This window comes from Acinetobacter baretiae (assembly GCF_015627105.1).
In the GTDB taxonomy this organism is placed as follows: Bacteria; Pseudomonadota; Gammaproteobacteria; order Pseudomonadales; family Moraxellaceae; genus Acinetobacter; species Acinetobacter baretiae.
Genome location: NZ_VTDM01000009.1, coordinates 113,550 through 129,098, shown reverse-complemented (window position 1 = coordinate 129,098; position 15,549 = coordinate 113,550). Strand labels below are relative to the sequence as shown.

The 15,549-nt window shown below is 37.6% G+C and carries 16 protein-coding genes; 8 read left to right on the top strand and 8 right to left on the bottom strand.

What is annotated here, in order from left to right:
- Positions 1–84: 84 nt before the first annotated feature.
- Genes I2F17_RS04600 through I2F17_RS04590 form a run of 3 tightly spaced genes read right to left on the bottom strand, consistent with a single transcriptional unit; the run spans position 85 to position 1,539 of the window.
- Entirely contained in the window at positions 85–849 is a 765-nt protein-coding gene (locus I2F17_RS04600; RefSeq protein WP_211139206.1) for an SDR family oxidoreductase, read from the bottom strand.
- Positions 846–1,244 (bottom strand): heme-binding protein, encoded by a 399-nt coding sequence (locus I2F17_RS04595; protein ID WP_211139205.1) that lies wholly within the window; start codon positions 1,242–1,244, stop codon positions 846–848. Before I2F17_RS04595 ends, I2F17_RS04600 begins: the two co-directional genes overlap by 4 nt.
- Positions 1,237–1,539 carry an ArsR/SmtB family transcription factor gene (locus I2F17_RS04590; protein WP_196422221.1) on the bottom strand — a complete coding sequence of 101 codons (303 nt, stop codon included), beginning with the start codon at positions 1,537–1,539 and terminating at the stop codon, positions 1,237–1,239. The genes I2F17_RS04595 and I2F17_RS04590 overlap by 8 nt, the downstream gene beginning before the upstream one ends.
- 217 nt (positions 1,540–1,756) lie before the next feature.
- Here I2F17_RS04590 and I2F17_RS04585 point away from each other — a divergent pair, with 217 nt between their 5' ends.
- The 6 genes from I2F17_RS04585 (at position 1,757) to I2F17_RS04560 (ending at position 8,873) form a co-directional block, all read left to right on the top strand.
- A complete protein-coding gene (locus tag I2F17_RS04585) occupies positions 1,757–3,586 on the top strand; it encodes a monovalent cation:proton antiporter-2 (CPA2) family protein (protein WP_196422220.1) in 1,830 nt (609 codons plus the stop codon).
- Positions 3,587–3,639: 53 nt separating this feature from the next.
- Positions 3,640–4,512, top strand: a complete 873-nt coding sequence (gene hslO, locus I2F17_RS04580) for an Hsp33 family molecular chaperone HslO (RefSeq protein ID WP_211139204.1) — start codon at positions 3,640–3,642, stop codon at positions 4,510–4,512.
- A 209-nt stretch (positions 4,513–4,721) separates the two neighbouring features.
- Positions 4,722–5,447: a MipA/OmpV family protein gene (locus I2F17_RS04575; RefSeq protein WP_211139203.1), complete on the top strand. Its 726-nt coding sequence runs from the start codon at positions 4,722–4,724 to the stop codon at positions 5,445–5,447.
- 82 nt (positions 5,448–5,529) lie between these two features.
- Positions 5,530–6,909: an aspartate aminotransferase family protein gene (locus tag I2F17_RS04570; protein ID WP_211139202.1), complete on the top strand. Its 1,380-nt coding sequence runs from the start codon at positions 5,530–5,532 to the stop codon at positions 6,907–6,909.
- 9 nt (positions 6,910–6,918) lie between these two features.
- Positions 6,919–7,980 (top strand): GNAT family N-acetyltransferase, encoded by a 1,062-nt coding sequence (locus I2F17_RS04565; protein ID WP_211139201.1) that lies wholly within the window; start codon positions 6,919–6,921, stop codon positions 7,978–7,980.
- Between the two features lie 5 nt (positions 7,981–7,985).
- Positions 7,986–8,873: a hypothetical protein gene (locus I2F17_RS04560; protein WP_211139200.1), complete on the top strand. Its 888-nt coding sequence runs from the start codon at positions 7,986–7,988 to the stop codon at positions 8,871–8,873.
- Between the two features lies 1 nt (position 8,874).
- Here the strand turns inward: I2F17_RS04560 and I2F17_RS04555 are convergent, their stop codons facing one another.
- From I2F17_RS04555 to I2F17_RS04540, 4 genes are read right to left on the bottom strand one after another with little or no spacing between them, the layout of a single operon-like run.
- Positions 8,875–9,264: a DMT family transporter gene (locus I2F17_RS04555; RefSeq protein WP_196422214.1), complete on the bottom strand. Its 390-nt coding sequence runs from the start codon at positions 9,262–9,264 to the stop codon at positions 8,875–8,877.
- On the bottom strand, positions 9,261–9,620 hold the full coding sequence (locus tag I2F17_RS04550) for an EamA family transporter (protein ID WP_196422213.1): 360 nt from the start codon (positions 9,618–9,620) through the stop codon (positions 9,261–9,263). The genes I2F17_RS04555 and I2F17_RS04550 overlap by 4 nt, the downstream gene beginning before the upstream one ends.
- Positions 9,621–9,629: 9 nt before the next feature.
- Positions 9,630–10,445, bottom strand: coding sequence for an alpha/beta hydrolase (locus I2F17_RS04545; protein WP_211139199.1), 816 nt, complete (start codon positions 10,443–10,445; stop codon positions 9,630–9,632).
- Entirely contained in the window at positions 10,442–11,146 is a 705-nt protein-coding gene (locus I2F17_RS04540; RefSeq protein ID WP_211139198.1) for an MtnX-like HAD-IB family phosphatase, read from the bottom strand. Before I2F17_RS04540 ends, I2F17_RS04545 begins: the two co-directional genes overlap by 4 nt.
- Positions 11,147–11,401: 255 nt before the next feature.
- On the opposite strand from I2F17_RS04540, the gene I2F17_RS04535 reads away from it, so the two are divergent.
- Complete coding sequence (locus I2F17_RS04535; protein ID WP_196422210.1) at positions 11,402–12,160, top strand: transporter substrate-binding domain-containing protein; 759 nt, start codon at positions 11,402–11,404, stop codon at positions 12,158–12,160.
- A 52-nt stretch (positions 12,161–12,212) separates the two neighbouring features.
- Here the strand turns inward: I2F17_RS04535 and I2F17_RS04530 are convergent, their stop codons facing one another.
- Positions 12,213–13,061: a Cof-type HAD-IIB family hydrolase gene (locus I2F17_RS04530; RefSeq protein ID WP_211139197.1), complete on the bottom strand. Its 849-nt coding sequence runs from the start codon at positions 13,059–13,061 to the stop codon at positions 12,213–12,215.
- Between the two features lie 348 nt (positions 13,062–13,409).
- Between I2F17_RS04530 and I2F17_RS04525 the strand changes: the two genes are divergently transcribed.
- Positions 13,410–15,536 (top strand): TonB-dependent siderophore receptor, encoded by a 2,127-nt coding sequence (locus I2F17_RS04525; RefSeq protein ID WP_211139196.1) that lies wholly within the window; start codon positions 13,410–13,412, stop codon positions 15,534–15,536.
- Positions 15,537–15,549 lie beyond the last annotated feature (13 nt).

Below are 15,549 nucleotides of genomic sequence, written 5' to 3'. Positions count from 1 at the left end.
GTGTATTGTCTTTATCAATGTGGCAATACATCTGCGATATATGAAAAAATAGAGCTTAACGTCATTGTTAAGCTCTATTGATGTTTAAGCGTCCCAAACACTCGCTTGCATATCTTTAAATGGCTGATTAATTTCTAATGGAAACATATTTCTAAATTTTGATGTTGGATCTACAATCACATCCACCATTTTTTCAATATCTTGTTCTTGTGGATACTGATCTTGACCAAATGTTGGATTGTCATGATTTACGACTGCGTTATTGGCGTCATACCATGCATTGGACGCTTCAGTCATTCTATCATTAAATCCTGTTAAGTACGGCCCTGGGTTGATGGTCGCAAAACTTACGCCTAAAGGTGAAACTTCTTGATTTAAAGCTTGTGCTGCTGCTTCTAAAGCGTGTTTAGATGCACAGTAAGCGCCATATTTTTCTAAAGATACAACACCACCAATAGAAGAGATAAATACGACTCTACCTTGTCCTTTTTTCACCAAATTTTTTAATATTTTCTGTGTTAATGTAATGGTTGAAAAAAAATTGACTTCGAATTGTTTTCTTAACACTTCACTTGGCATATCGGCAAGTGAACCACCTTCACCAATACCTGCATTGTTGACTAAGATATCAATATCTAAATGACTTGCGTAAGTTTGATCAATCTCACTACAAATATCCAATTTAAACACATGTGCAGTTAAATTTTGTGCCTTTAAAATATTTCTAAGCTGTGTAATTTGACTGGTAATTTCAACGCCTGCGTACACCTCATAGCCTCGCTTTGCAAGCTCAATACTATAAAGTTGACCAAAACCACTTCCTGCACCTGTCACTAATACTTTTTTCATTTTTTATCTCCTAGATATAAATAATTTACAAGTTCATCTGCTATTTTTGCATCTTGACTTGGGTCAGTTGAAGAAACTCCTAAAAATGCATCATGTCCAAATAGATTTGGAATATATTTTCCTCCTGGTATAAAACAATATTGTTCTGAAATAAGTGGTGTATCGCCTAAACTTTTGAGTAATTGATATATTTCATCATTATCGTGAGTAAATTGATAAGACGTGAATGCTTTCATTTCACTCATTTTTATACTGCATGGTTTAATTTGACCCAAGCTAATAAAAAACACTTTTTGTCCTGCTTGGTTCAGTAAACAAATACACAAACCAATGCTTTCGGTACTTACAATATTTTTAGCCGTTTGAACTAAACCCGATATATTGATGTTATTCATTTGAAAATGCTCTTTTTAGTGACCAAACGATTTCTTCTGTTGTTTTTTCTTTAACGTAGTATCTACTCATTTGAGCGTCTTTTTCTTTGTACAGTATTCCCTCCATACACATTTTTGTAAGATGTTGCGATGTGGCAGAAATACTCAATCCGCATTCAGTACTGATTTCACCATTGGTTAAACCAGGCTTTTTCATCACTGCACAGATCATTAATAGACGTTGTGGATTACTAATCATTTTTAAGAAATTGGTTGCTTTAACCGCATCTTGAAACATTTCGTCTAGATTCGCCATATCATCATTTCATTTTATTAGATAAATCTAATATTAGTAAATTCTAATAATACTGTCAAATTTAATCCTACAATTACTCTATGAGTAAAACAGCATCGTTTACATAGACATTTTGTAAACACGATTTTAAACCACAAACAACTTCGACTATCTTGTGGCTTGATTTGCTCTTAAAATAATGTGACTCCACCTTTGCATGTCCTATACAGGCAATCTCATGTCATTACTTCTCCAAATTACACTCTTTCTTGCAGCCAGTTTATTAATTGTGCCCTGTGCAAAACATTTTGGAATTTCTACAGTACTAGGCTATCTCATTACAGGTATTGTTTTAGGGCCAAGTATACTCAATATTGCACACGATGCTTCTGCTGTGATGCAGCTTGGAGATTTTGGCGTTATTTTTTTGATGTTTTTAATTGGTTTAGAACTAAGACCACAACGTTTATGGAAGCTAAGACAAGCCATTTTTGTGATGGGTAGTTTACAAGTCATTATCACAGGTACTGTGCTTATGCTTTTGATTTGGCTTGTCTTTCAACAAAGCATAGCCGCCAGTTTTTGTATTGGTTTTGCTTTGGCATTATCGTCTACCGCATTTGTATTACAACTGCTCAATGAAAAACAACAATTAAACACCAGTTATGGGCAAAATGCGTTTTCGGTTTTACTGTTCCAAGATATTGCTGCTATTCCATTACTTGCAATCATTCCATTATTGGTAGGAACATCAAATACACATCATGGTATTGCTTATTTTGCCGCCATTATTGCTGTATTTAGTGGGCTATTTTTATTTAGTCGCTTTGTCATGCGACCCTTTTTTCGTTTCGTTGCGCGCAGTGGCGCAAGTGAACTATTAACAGCCGTTGCATTATTCATTGTATTGTCTACCGTATTACTGATGGATCTTTTAGGCATTAGCACCACTTTGGGTGCATTTTTGACAGGCGTATTATTGGCTGATTCAGAATTTCGCCATGAATTAGAATCAAATATTGCACCCTTTAAAGGGTTATTGCTCGGGTTATTTTTTATGACCGTAGGCATGACCACCGAACTGTCTGTTCTTTTTAGCCAGCCCTTACTCATTATTGGGGGTGCAATGGCTTTACTCATCATTAAAGCGATCATCATGTTACTGATTGCACGTTATTATCAGCACAATTGGAAAAACAGTCTTTTACTCGGCACATGTCTTGCTCAAGGTGGAGAGTTTGCATTTGTTGTTTTAAGTGTAGCTCATAGTCAAGACATTATTTCAAATGCAATTGCACAACCAGTTACACTCATTGTCACTCTGTCTATGGTACTCACACCCATTTTATTTTGGCTAGTTTCACGCCATATTGTTCCACGTTTAGACAAATCCTCCACCACAGCATTTGATGATATTCCATCACAACACGCACCCATGATTATTGCAGGTTTTGGCCGTGTTGGACAAATTGTGGCACGTATTGCTCGCTTACAGCACATTCCATTTACTGCCATTGATTCAAGCTTGCAACAAATTCATTTTGTACGCCAATATGGGGGCACTTTATATTATGGCGATGCCACTCAGCCCCACTTATTACGCGCTGCAGGGATTGAGCATGTCAAAGTTTTTGTGCTTGCAATCGATCATGTGGAAGACTCACTTCGTACAGCACGCCACATTTGTTTGCATTACCCCCACATTAAACTCTTAGTGCGTGCTAGAGATCGCCACCATGTTCACTTACTCAAAGAAATTGGCGTAGTACATATTTGGCGTGAAACATATTTATCTGCATTAGGAATGGCATATAAAACCTTACGTGAACTCGGTGTAGATGAAACAGAAGCTTATCAGCATATTGAGCTATTTAAAGAGTATGATGAATCCTTACTCAACGAACAGCAAAGCATTTATCAAGATGAACAAAAAATATTTGAAACTCACCGCAACGCTTTAGCAGAATTAGAACATTTATTTGAACGAGATGCCGAAGTTCAACAAAAAGAACCCACCACAAAATGTGAACACACAGATCCTTCTAACCTGTCAAGAAAGGATCAATAGCCTCTTGTCTTTTAAGACAATGCCACCATTTATTGCTTAGATTGGAGAAAAACATGTCAAACTTACGTCAACGCTTTTATATTGAAAATTGCCCTGTTCGTGGTGAAGTAGTGCAACTCACAAACACATTACACACGATTTTAAAGCAACGTGATTACCCACAAGCCATTGAGGTACTCTTAGGTGAAATGCTAAGTGCAACTGCATTATTGGCAAGTACATTAAAAATAAAAGGCAATATTAGCTTGCAAATACAAGCCCAAGGATCATTCAAATGGGCAATGGCTGAATGCAATCACTTAGGACAACTCAGAGCACTTGCAGAGTTTGAAGCAGATTCACGCTTTGAACACGCCACCGACAGTAGCACTGTATTTTCCACGCTACAGCAGCCTATTTTATTCATTAATATTGACCCTGAGTTTGGAGAGCGCTATCAAGGTATTATTGCACTTGACCAACCTACATTGGCAGGCTGTCTCATGCAGTATTATGCTTTATCGGCACAAATTCCAACCCATCTAGTGCTAGCAAGTGATGCTCAAGCATCTGGCGGCTTACTCATTCAACTGCTTCCACGCACCGAAGAAGAAAAACAACATATTGATGATGATTTGTGGCCACGCCTCATCATGTTGACCAACACACTCAAGGCAGATGAACTCAAACAACTCGATGCACAAGAGATTCTATATCGTTTATATAATGAAGAAGAGGTGCGCTTACCTGATGTAGAACAACTTGAATTTTCATGTACCTGTTCACAACAAAAGTGTGAAAATGCGCTATTACACATTGGAGAAGATGCTGTAAAAGAGACTTTAAGCATACAAAATCCCATTGAAATGGATTGTCAATTTTGTAATGCAAAGTATACCTTTAATGCCGAAGAAGCATTGGCTTTGTTTGGTCGCCACCTCAGCTAAATAAATCAAAAAATATACCATGACTATACCTATCGTATTGATCATGGTATAAAATTACAGCTAACTTACTCAAAAAACGATTAAATATTTATTTTTTTTAAGATTGTCCTAATAATGACATATTAAATTTATATATAACTAGAAGTATGTGCTAAAAACATGGTCAACACACCTATATGCTAGATTACGTAAAATGTTTCAAATACACCATGAGTACTGCTGTTGCCATGGCTTTGACCACGACCCCATATGCTTATGCAAACACACCAACTACTTTACAAGTAGGGGTTGCAGGGGCTATTGACATACAAGCCTATAAAAACAATAACTTTCCTACAACTGTTTTTCCAAGTGTATTTTTTGATTCAAATTATGTCTATGTCGATGGCAATGAAATTGGACTATATGCTTTGCATACACCAAAACACCAACTTAAACTCAATCTTTACTACAACAGCACCGAATTTAAGCCTTCAGACACACTCAGCCGACTCGACAAAAGACACGCTTCTGTTATGGCAGGGGGCAGTTATACCTATATTACCCCTTATGGTGGTTTTCAGATTTTAGCTGAAAAAGATATTCAATCACGCAGTCATGGTACTTTTGCGACGCTTGCCTACCTTGCAGAAACACATTATAAACAATGGACCTTTTCCCCAGAATTGGGACTGCAATGGAATGATAAAAACTACAACAATTATTACTATGGGGTCAGTGAAATCGAAGCTCAACGTAGTCAGATAGACCGTTACACCCCCAAACAAAGCATACAACCATATTTTAGCTTAGATATAGGTTATCAAATTAACCCACACTGGACGCTTTACAACAGCAGTCAAGTTACTCGCCTATCAAGGCAACAGCAGCAAAGCCCAATGGTCAATAAAATCGCTGACTTTAGCAACAGTATAGGCATTTTATACCAATTTTAAACACCACTTCCCTTTAATCATTTTATCGCGTTTAAACACAATAAAATATTAAAGACCTTTAAAGCACGATAAGGATTTACTTATGGCGATTAATGAAAAACAGCTCCTTTTGGACGAAGCAAAATATTGCTCACATGGTGATACCGTACATTATGTAGAACCGCCAAAAATCTTTACCAACTGTGAAGGAAGCTACCTGTATGATGATCAAGACATCCCTTATCTTGATTTACAGATGTGGTATTCAGCAGTCAACTTTGGTTATAAAAACCCACGTTTAAGTAACCGTTTAATTGAACAAATTAACACCTTGCCACAAGTTGCAAGTCAGTATCTACATCCAACAAAAATCGAGCTTAGCAAAGTAATTGCCGAAGATATCTTCAAAAAAACAGGTGAAGCTGGCCGTATTCATTACAACGTGGGTGGTTCACAAGCCATTGAAGACTCCCTCAAAGTTATTCGTAACTTTTGTGGTGGTAAAAGCCGTATGTTTGCTTTCGAAGGCGGCTACCATGGCCGTACCTTAGGTGCATCATCAATTACATCAAGCTATCGTTATCGCCGCCGTTATGGCCACTTTGGTGAACGTGCACACTTCATTCCATTTCCATACCCATTTCGTCGTCCAAAAGGCATGACAGCTGAAGAATATGGCGACAAATGTGTGGCAGAATTTGCGCGTTTATTCGAAACTGAATATCATGGCGTATGGGATCCAAAAGTTCGTGAAAGTGAATTTGCAGCGTTTTACATGGAAACCATTCAAGGAACAGGTGGTTATGTTATTCCACCTAAAAACTTCTTTAAAGGCTTGAAAAAAGTACTCGATGACCATGGTATTTTATTGGTTGTTGATGAAATTCAAATGGGCTTTTACCGTACTGGTAAATTATGGTCATGGGAACACTTTGGCATTACACCAGACGTTACTGTATTTGGTAAAGCATTAACCAATGGTCTAAATCCTTTGGCAGGGATTTGGGCAAAAGAGGCCCTCATCAACCCAACCACGTTCCCGGTCGGTTCAACACACTCTACATTTGCATCTAACCCACTTGGTACAGCCGTTGGTTTAGAGTTAATGACGATGTTGGCTGAAAAAGACTATGAAAAACAAGTCATGGAAAGTGGTGCTTATTTCTTAGATGGTCTAAAAACACTCCAAAAACAACATGTAGAAATTGGTGATGTAGATGGTCTAGGCCTAGCCTTACGTGCAGAAATTTGTCAAACTGATGGTTTCACACCAAATAAAGAACTCCTCGACAAAATGGTAGACATTGGCTTATCTGGTACTTTAGAGTATGAAGGTCAAAAATGTGGTTTGGTACTCGATGTAGGTGGTTACTATAAAAATGTGATTACATTTGCACCATCACTTGAAATCAGCCGTGCCGAAATTGACCAAGCACTCGTATTGCTTGATCAACTCTTGGTTCGTGCAAAAAAGGAAATGTAAAACCGACTTATGGATACTGGTTTTAATCATGTAGAACCTCAATGTTTGGTGGATGCTTTTTTAAAGCATCCACCAAACGCATTTGAAGCTCAAACGCTTGATGTATCTTTTTATGCATTTAGCACACAATTTAATCTACTCACCACACTCGATGCTCCCCTTCGCAAGAAAATCCAGTCGGTGCTTGGCTATCAGTATTGGCAACGCTTCGTTCATTTTCCAACGCAATTTATTGGAACCACTGTTACAGAATATACGCCTTTACCACATACACATACGGCACAACAACTACTCGAGCAAATACAACCGTTTTGTCAAAAACAAAGTTTAACGATTATTAAAGACTTGCCTATTCAGTCTCCACTTTTACCCGAAAAAGATAATCTCTTTAGTCAGGCGCTGATTCAATCTGCACAACAACGTGGTTTCTTGGCGGTAGAAGGTCAAGCATTGGCCTATGTAAAAATAGACTTTGCCGACCAAAACGATTTTTTAAATCGATTTTCTAAAAGCAGACGTAAAAATTTAAAAAGAAAACTCAAACATCTAGATGAATTGCATGTTGAAATTAAACATACAGGCGATGCTTACTTTCAAAATACAGATACACTGCAACAATTATATGCCTTATATTTAGAAGTGTATCAACAAAGCGACATACACTTTGACCTGCTCAGCCTTGAATTCTTTCGTACTATTTTACAAGAATCTGGTCAGCAAGGCCGTGTTTTTATGTATTGGAAAGACGACACCCTCATCGGCTATAATATCTGCTACGTACACAACAATACGTTGGTTGATAAATATATTGGCCTCAACTATTCCCTTGCGCTAGATTACAACTTATATTTCATCAGTTGGTTTGTAAATTTAGATTATGCCAAAACCCACCACTTAGATTTCTACGTGGCAGGATGGACAGATCCTGAGGTTAAAGCCCAACTCGGGGCACAATTTACATTTACACAACATCTTGTATGGGTTAAATCTCCCATGCTTCGGTTTATACTCAAGAAATTCAGACATTTATTTGAATCAGATGCGCATTGGCATCAGCAGCAAGACACATAAGGTACATGACCGTGACACGACCACCTGTTATTTTAAATTTTGATGATTCCTCGGCTCAGCCCAATGCTTGGCGGCGTGTTGCATTACAATCATGGCAAGAGAAAATTCGTTTTGGTTGTAAATGGCATGACTTTAAGCAATTAGAAACCCACTTAGCAAACCAACTTCCTGCGCCTTCACAACAAGGTTGCGCTTTACTTGGTAGTGGTGACTATCATCACCTCAGCTATTTATTGCTTTCTCGTTTAGCAAAAGATGAACCCATTCATTTGGTGGTTTGCGATAACCACCCAGACAACATGCGCTATCCTTTTGGTATTCATTGTGGATCATGGGTCTATTGGGCCAGCCAACTCCCACAAGTTGCTCGCATAGACGTGCTTGGAATTAGCTCAAATGATATTGGGTTAAGTCATGCATGGGAAAATCATTGGTCACCCCTCAAAAAAGGCAAACTGCATTACTGGAGTGTACAGCAAGATGCAAGCTGGCTAAAACACATTGGTGCAAAACACGCAGCACGTAATTTTGCTTTTCCCGATGCGCTCATGGCTGAGTTTTTAACCACACTCAACACTGTAAATCTGCCTATTTACCTCTCCATTGATAAAGATATTTTATCTAAAGACGTGGTTAAAACCAATTGGGACCAAGGTCAGTTCTTAGAGCAACATCTGCATACACTCATTGATGCATGTGGAGGAAAATTAATGGGGGCAGATATCACTGGAGATATTTCTTTATATCAATATAAACAGTGGTTTAAAGCTTTTTTGAGTAAGTTAGATGCACAAGAAGATATGCCTGAGGAACAGTTGACAGCTTGGCAGAACCAGCAACAAGCGCTCAATACTCGACTGATTGAACGCATTGATACAGCATGGCGCTCATAAATTATTGTTGCTGTTGTTTATAAATTTTAGCTTCGCCCTTTGCTAAAAATAACACACCGATCACAATTAAGGTCATACCACATACTTTAAACGCGGTCAGTGGTTCACTAAACAGCCAAACCGACAATAAAGTGACACTAATCAGCTCTATATGTGAAGCAGCCACAGCAGGGCCAATGGGTGCTTTTTCAAGTAAAGTCATCCACGTAAAAAATGAACCGATATAACCAATCAATGCACCATAAATCCAAATATTACCAAATACACGTGCAAGCCATGGTAAATCAAAGGTCAATGGCATCGCATGATTTGAGGCCAGCTTAAAACTGATTTGCGCTAAGGTATCAAATAGCATCAGTACAGAAAAACCAACCAAATAAAATAATCTCATAGACCTATTCCAATCACAGCCACGCCTGCACTAATAAATAACACACCAATCAAACGCTCTTTGGTTAACTGCTCTTTAAAAAACAAACGGCCTGCGATCATAATCACCACAATGTTAATACAGCCAAGCATCACACCATCAGATAAAGGCACCAATGATAAAAAAGCCAGCCAAACCACAAATTCCACCACATAGCAGGCCAAACCGAGCCATAGCATTGGCATTTTAGCAAAAGCCAACCAACGGGCTTTACCTTCATAGGCTAGACCTTTCAAAGCCAAGGCTTTAAATGCCAATTGCCCAACGGTATCTACTGCTATTGTAAACATCCACACCATAACGACCAATGCATTCATCTGCTGACCCTAAACTTCACTGTGGTATTGCTTCATAAAGGCCAAAGAATCTGTAATCACCTGTTCTCTATCATTGTCTATGGTAATCATATGATAGCTTTTTTTCAGCCAAACTAACTGCTTAGGTCCTTGAACTTGATCATATACCAACTGACTATTTCTACGATGTGCAATATCATCATCGTATGCATGAATCAACAGACATGGTGCACTAATACGAGACAAATTTCTTCTTAGTACTTTAGATAAACATTGTAGTTGGTATAACGAATGCCAAGGGTTTCCTGGCAGTCCTGCCTCACTACTGTCTCCGTGGTGCATCGAATGCACAATACGCTGTCTGAGTTTTTCGTTTTGAATACCAAAGGGCTCTGCCTCATCAAACGTCAGATCACGAAAAATATTGAGTTTATAAACAACAGGCAAAGCAACAGGCGCAATCATTTTTGACCATAAAGGAATGCTCCAACCATCATATTTAAATGTCGGGCTGTAACTCATCACACCACTAACTTTATGCTCAGTGGCATAATTTAAAGCCAGTAATGCCCCCATAGATAACCCTGCCACAAACATATCATCTACATTTTGTTTTAATTTTTCGGCAGCAACACACACGCTTTTATACCAATCTTGCCATGTGGTATTGACTAAATCTTCAACTGTTCCGCAATGTCCTGCAAGCTGTAATGCCATTACAGTATAGCCTTGTTGATGAAAACGCCGTGCCAATCCACGCATTTCATTTGGCGTTCCTGTAAGCCCATGAATGAGTAAAATGCCTGTACGCCCTCCAGACAGCAAAAAGGAATGATCCTCTATCATAAACTAATCACCTTTGTCATCTTTTGTGACTGTACAAACTGTTCAAGAGATGCACTAATTTCATCAAAACGATGAAAGGCGACATGGCTAATTTTATTTTTTTGACAATGTTTTAAAAGTGATGTTTTCGCATACACGTAATCTGCGCGTTCAGATAAACAAAAATCCGAACGCCCATCACCAATCAAAATGGTTTTATATTGTTGATGTTGTTTAGATACCTTACATTTGCAGGTTCCCGACTGAGAGTTACACGTTTTACTCGCATTTGGAAATGCCAATTGCCAACGAGTGTCACTCACCTGTTGCAACTGATTTGCAATCACAGGAACATGCATTAAATTATATTTTGCAAGTACACAACGAATCACTTGATCTAGACCATCACTCACAATGGTCAGGGGTATACCATAGTATTTGGTGAGTTTGACAAACTCAATAAAGCTTTCATCAATCTTAATATTTTGCACAAAAGCTTCTAAGTCTTGTTTACTTACATTGAGTAATGCAATTTGACGTTGCATACACTCCTTAGAGCCAATTTGGCCTTGCTCCCACAACTCTTCAATGTCTTGCCAACCATCGTCAGCAAAATGTTCGAGCAATTCATCTGTGGTGTCTTGCAAACTAATCGTGCCATCGAAATCACAAAGTATTTTCCAATTGTTTTTTCGATACTGTTCAACATTCATCAAAAGCATATTATCGGCTCTACAAATTACCTAGAAGCGACCTAATTCATTTAGGCTTCTACAGTATATCGATGCTTTATTAAGGTATGCTTATATTTTATCAAATATATGTCAAAACACATAAAGATAATTCTGCTTAGCCTCAACTCCCACAGGCAACACATTTTTAAAAATAATATTCAAAATCATGTCATTGGCATAAAATTTGCCTTATAAATAACAGACAATTAATATTTATATTATATTTAAATTTAGAGTATGTTTATGAAAAAATATCTCACATTGTGTTTTTTTGCCTTCACCGCAACACACCTACATGCAGAATCTCAACTACAACGTATTATAAATAAGGGGACATTAGATGTATGTACAACAGGTGATTATAAGCCCTATAGTTTTCTTAATTCCGATGCCAAATATGAAGGAATAGATATTTCTATGGCAGAGTCTTTAGCCAAAAGTTTAGGTGTAAAGGCCAATTATATTCAATCAACATGGAAAACGCTGACACCCGATGTAGTTGCAAGCAAATGTGATATTGCGATGGGTGGTATTTCAGTCACTTTAGCAAGACAACGCCAAGTCTTTTTTACACAGCGCATCGATGTTGATGGCAAAGTCCCATTTGTGCGCTGTACTGACGCAAAGAAATATCAGACCATTGAACAAATCAACAAATCTTCTGTACGCGTGATTGAACCAACAGGGGGTACAAACGAAGCATTTGCACGTCAGCATTTGCCGAATAGTCATCTCACACTCAGCTCAGACAACTTAGCAATTTTTCAGCAATTGGTAGACAAAAAAGCAGATGTCATGATCACAGAAGCATCTGAAGCCATGTATCAGAAAAAACACTATCCCACACTATGCGCTGTAAACACAGACAAACCGCTCCAATATGGGGAAAAAGCATATATGCTCCCAACAAACGATATCACATGGAAACTTTATGTAGATCAGTGGTTACATCTGAGCAAAGAGACTGGAGAATACCAAAAAATTATCAATGGTTGGTTTTAAAAAATCTCAAGTACATGGCAGTCATTCACACACTGCCATGTACTTAGAAAGATTAATTTAAACATGCCAACTTTTCAGCCAGTTGTGTATCTGATTCACTGTGTAAAACAGCATCTAACACGTCAAGCACAGCTTCACGTTCGTTGTGCCCTACCACATAATCTGCAACTTGCTTTAACTCAGGTATAGCATTGTCCATGGCCAAACCAAATTTAGCCATTTTCACCATTTCGATGTCGTTATTATTATCGCCAATCACCAGCGTTTCATCGGCACTCACCTGCCAACGCTGTTGTAAAAAACTTAATCCAAAAGCTTTATGTTGAGAAGGTACAATTAAGTCGATAAATCCAAAGCCACTTGAAACCATTTTGACTTGATTATTTTTAATATACGATTTTTGATTTAATGCATTTGTGAGTACATCAAAGTCATAATTGCTCGTATTGATAGTAATTTTACACACTAAATCATCGACTTGAAGTAAGTCTTCTACACAAAATAATCGTTTAAAATATTTATGAAGTTTTGGCATATTTTCAGCAGGTGTTTGCTCATCTACATAAGCCCCTTCCTTGCCACATAAAATAATTCCTTCTGCATAATCTGCCATGAGGTCAGCAAGCATCACTTTTGCAACTTGAGAATCAAAGTGTGAAAAATTGACTTCTGTTAAACCATCTACAACAAAAGCACCATTCTCAGCAACATATCCAATGTGGTCTTGAATATCGGAAAAGTAGTTTTTCAGCGTGTATAGCTGATTGCCACTCGCTGCTACAAAGTGTATTCCTTTTTGTTGAAGGGCTGAGAATTGCTTCAAAAAGCGTTGTGTATTGTACTGCTTTTCTCCGTTTAAGAAGGTACCGTCCATATCTACAGCGATGAGTCTAACTGGCATTTTTTACCTCGCATGGGATCAATATTACATCACCATTATTATCATACTTCGTTTATTTCCTTAAAATTATCTTAGCAAAATATGACGCTGTCATGAATCAAAAGCCACGATATATTACAAAAAATTAAGTAAATTTAAACACTTTATATTTTTATGTTATAAATTTTTATTTTTAATAAATAAAGATCATATAAAAACGTTTCATTGAATGAGTATAGTGAAGCAATTGATAATTGTTTGCATTTGTATAAAAATGCCACCACTTTATTCACACTTTTTTTAATTATGTCAATTAGTCGTCAGAAATTTTTATTCACGCCATTATGCGCAAGTATATTCAGTATTTCTATGCATAGTTTTGCTACAGACAATACAGATCTTTCTCATGTGACAAATCTTGAAACGATTCAAGCTGAGTCAAATCAATCATCAAGCATGAAAACAGCAACAGGGCTTGAATTAACACGAAAAGAAACACCCCAATCTGTCTCAGTCATTACACGAGCACAAATTCAAGACCAAGGCTTAACCACCGTTACAGATGCCATGAAACAAACCACAGGGATCAACGTGATTCGAGATGGTGGGCGTTTTCGTTACCAATCTCGTGGGTTTTATATCGATCAAATTGAAGAAGACGGTTTGAGTACAAATATGCCAGGTGCTGGTTCAAACCCCTACAGAACTTCATCTAATTTTACCGATTTAGATATCTATGACCATATTGAAGTTGTTCGTGGTGCAACAGGCCTCACCCAAGCATACAGCGAACCAGGTGGTACACTTAATGCTGTACGTAAGCATCCAACCAAAGATTTCCAAATGCATGGTTATTTACAAGCTGGTCGTTGGAATAACTTCAGATCGATGTTTGATGTTTCTGGTCCACTCAATCAAGATCGCACCATACGTGGCCGTTTTGTTGCTATTAGTGAGGACAAAGACTCTTTTAAAAATACGATATCTAAAGATAATCAAACATTTTATGGCGTATTAGATATTGATCTCACACCTGCAACACTTGTCCGTCTAGGTGTATTATATCAAAAATCATCTGAAGGCATTGATAACTTCGGTATTCCAATGGCATTTGGTGGAGTAGATTCAGGATTACCCGCCAGTAAATATTTAGGTGCAGATTGGTCTCAACGTGATTTAGAAAAATATAATGTATTTGCAGATGTAAAACATCAATTTAATGATCATTGGAGTCTAAGCACCCAAATTAATGCCACTTGGAGTCATTCTTTAGAGCATATTGGAGCACTTGCACAACTCGGGACCAGTTATATTGGCTTAACTAGCAGTAATCAAAACTTAGCCATGAATAATTATCAGTACTATGACAATAGTAGTGATGAGTTAAGTGCAAAAGTTTCATTAAATGGGCAATACAATTTATTTAATGCCACACATGATCTCTTTGCAAATTTAACTTACGTCAGCACATATGAAAAATCTGAATGGCGTCGAATTCTAAATTCAAAATCATATAATGTCACCACGTTTGATCCGACAACCATAGCCGCACCCAATTGGAATGGTGCTTTAAACTTAAATTGGCTCTACACCAATTATATTACTCAAGCCTCCGCAACATTAGGAACTCGAGTTAACTTACTTCAAAATATTCATTTAATACTTGCAGGTCGTTATACTCAAACTGTCAATAACGGAAGTACATATTATGCCATTACTGGTGGTCAATTTGACGGTGAATACGCAAGAAATCGAGAAATAAAAAAGAATAAATTTATTCCGTATATTGGCTTAACCTATGATTTAACAGACAATACAAGTGTGTATGCTAGCCATACTGAAATTTTCAAACCTCAATCTTCTAGAAGTTTATCAGGAAAGCCCCTCGACCCTGTCATCGGTAAAAATGATGAGATTGGAATTAAATCTGAACTTTTTGATGGGCGTTTAAATGCTTCATTGGCGCTATTTCAAATAGAGCAACAAAACCGCCCCATCGCTGCGACATACAATAATATCAGCTTTGCTGTGCCTGAAGGAAAAGTACGTAGTCGTGGCATTGATGTCGAGCTTTCTGGCAAAATAACCGATGATTTAGCACTATTTGCAGGATATACCTACAACAAAAGTAAGTATTTACAGACTGAAAGTTTAACTTATCTGTCAGGCACAAACTTTAGTAAACACACGCCTGAACATATGTTTAAAATACATTCTCAATATCAACTCCCCGGCTCTTTGGAAAAATGGTCTGCAGGCATTGGAGCAATTGCTCAAACAAGTACTAGTAGCCTTTACAGCATTTATCAAGGTGGGTACACCGTTTGGAATGCAAATATTCGCTATAGCTACTCACCAAACTTATCATTTAACTTAATTGGCGATAACATTACCAACAAACGTTATTACGAAAACAACAGAGTACGTATTAACGGTGGTAATAATTTCCTAGCTAGTCCAACCAATGTACTCTTTAGAGTAGATTGGAAGTATTAATCCGATCTCAACA

What these genes read in the sequence shown, in the direction of transcription:
- I2F17_RS04600 (WP_211139206.1), bottom strand. Translation starts at nt 849, where the DNA reads ATGAAAAAAGTATTAGTGACAGGTGCAGGAAGTGGTTTTGGTCAACTT.
- I2F17_RS04595 (WP_211139205.1), bottom strand. Translation starts at nt 1,244, where the DNA reads ATGAATAACATCAATATATCGGGTTTAGTTCAAACGGCTAAAAATATT.
- I2F17_RS04590 (WP_196422221.1), bottom strand. Translation starts at nt 1,539, where the DNA reads ATGGCGAATCTAGACGAAATGTTTCAAGATGCGGTTAAAGCAACCAAT.
- I2F17_RS04585 (WP_196422220.1), top strand. Translation starts at nt 1,757, where the DNA reads ATGTCATTACTTCTCCAAATTACACTCTTTCTTGCAGCCAGTTTATTA.
- hslO (WP_211139204.1), top strand. Translation starts at nt 3,640, where the DNA reads ATGTCAAACTTACGTCAACGCTTTTATATTGAAAATTGCCCTGTTCGT.
- I2F17_RS04575 (WP_211139203.1), top strand. Translation starts at nt 4,722, where the DNA reads ATGAGTACTGCTGTTGCCATGGCTTTGACCACGACCCCATATGCTTAT.
- I2F17_RS04570 (WP_211139202.1), top strand. Translation starts at nt 5,530, where the DNA reads ATGGCGATTAATGAAAAACAGCTCCTTTTGGACGAAGCAAAATATTGC.
- I2F17_RS04565 (WP_211139201.1), top strand. Translation starts at nt 6,919, where the DNA reads ATGGATACTGGTTTTAATCATGTAGAACCTCAATGTTTGGTGGATGCT.
- I2F17_RS04560 (WP_211139200.1), top strand. Translation starts at nt 7,986, where the DNA reads ATGACCGTGACACGACCACCTGTTATTTTAAATTTTGATGATTCCTCG.
- I2F17_RS04555 (WP_196422214.1), bottom strand. Translation starts at nt 9,264, where the DNA reads ATGAGATTATTTTATTTGGTTGGTTTTTCTGTACTGATGCTATTTGAT.
- I2F17_RS04550 (WP_196422213.1), bottom strand. Translation starts at nt 9,620, where the DNA reads ATGAATGCATTGGTCGTTATGGTGTGGATGTTTACAATAGCAGTAGAT.
- I2F17_RS04545 (WP_211139199.1), bottom strand. Translation starts at nt 10,445, where the DNA reads ATGATAGAGGATCATTCCTTTTTGCTGTCTGGAGGGCGTACAGGCATT.
- I2F17_RS04540 (WP_211139198.1), bottom strand. Translation starts at nt 11,146, where the DNA reads ATGCTTTTGATGAATGTTGAACAGTATCGAAAAAACAATTGGAAAATA.
- I2F17_RS04535 (WP_196422210.1), top strand. Translation starts at nt 11,402, where the DNA reads ATGAAAAAATATCTCACATTGTGTTTTTTTGCCTTCACCGCAACACAC.
- I2F17_RS04530 (WP_211139197.1), bottom strand. Translation starts at nt 13,061, where the DNA reads ATGCCAGTTAGACTCATCGCTGTAGATATGGACGGTACCTTCTTAAAC.
- I2F17_RS04525 (WP_211139196.1), top strand. Translation starts at nt 13,410, where the DNA reads ATGCATAGTTTTGCTACAGACAATACAGATCTTTCTCATGTGACAAAT.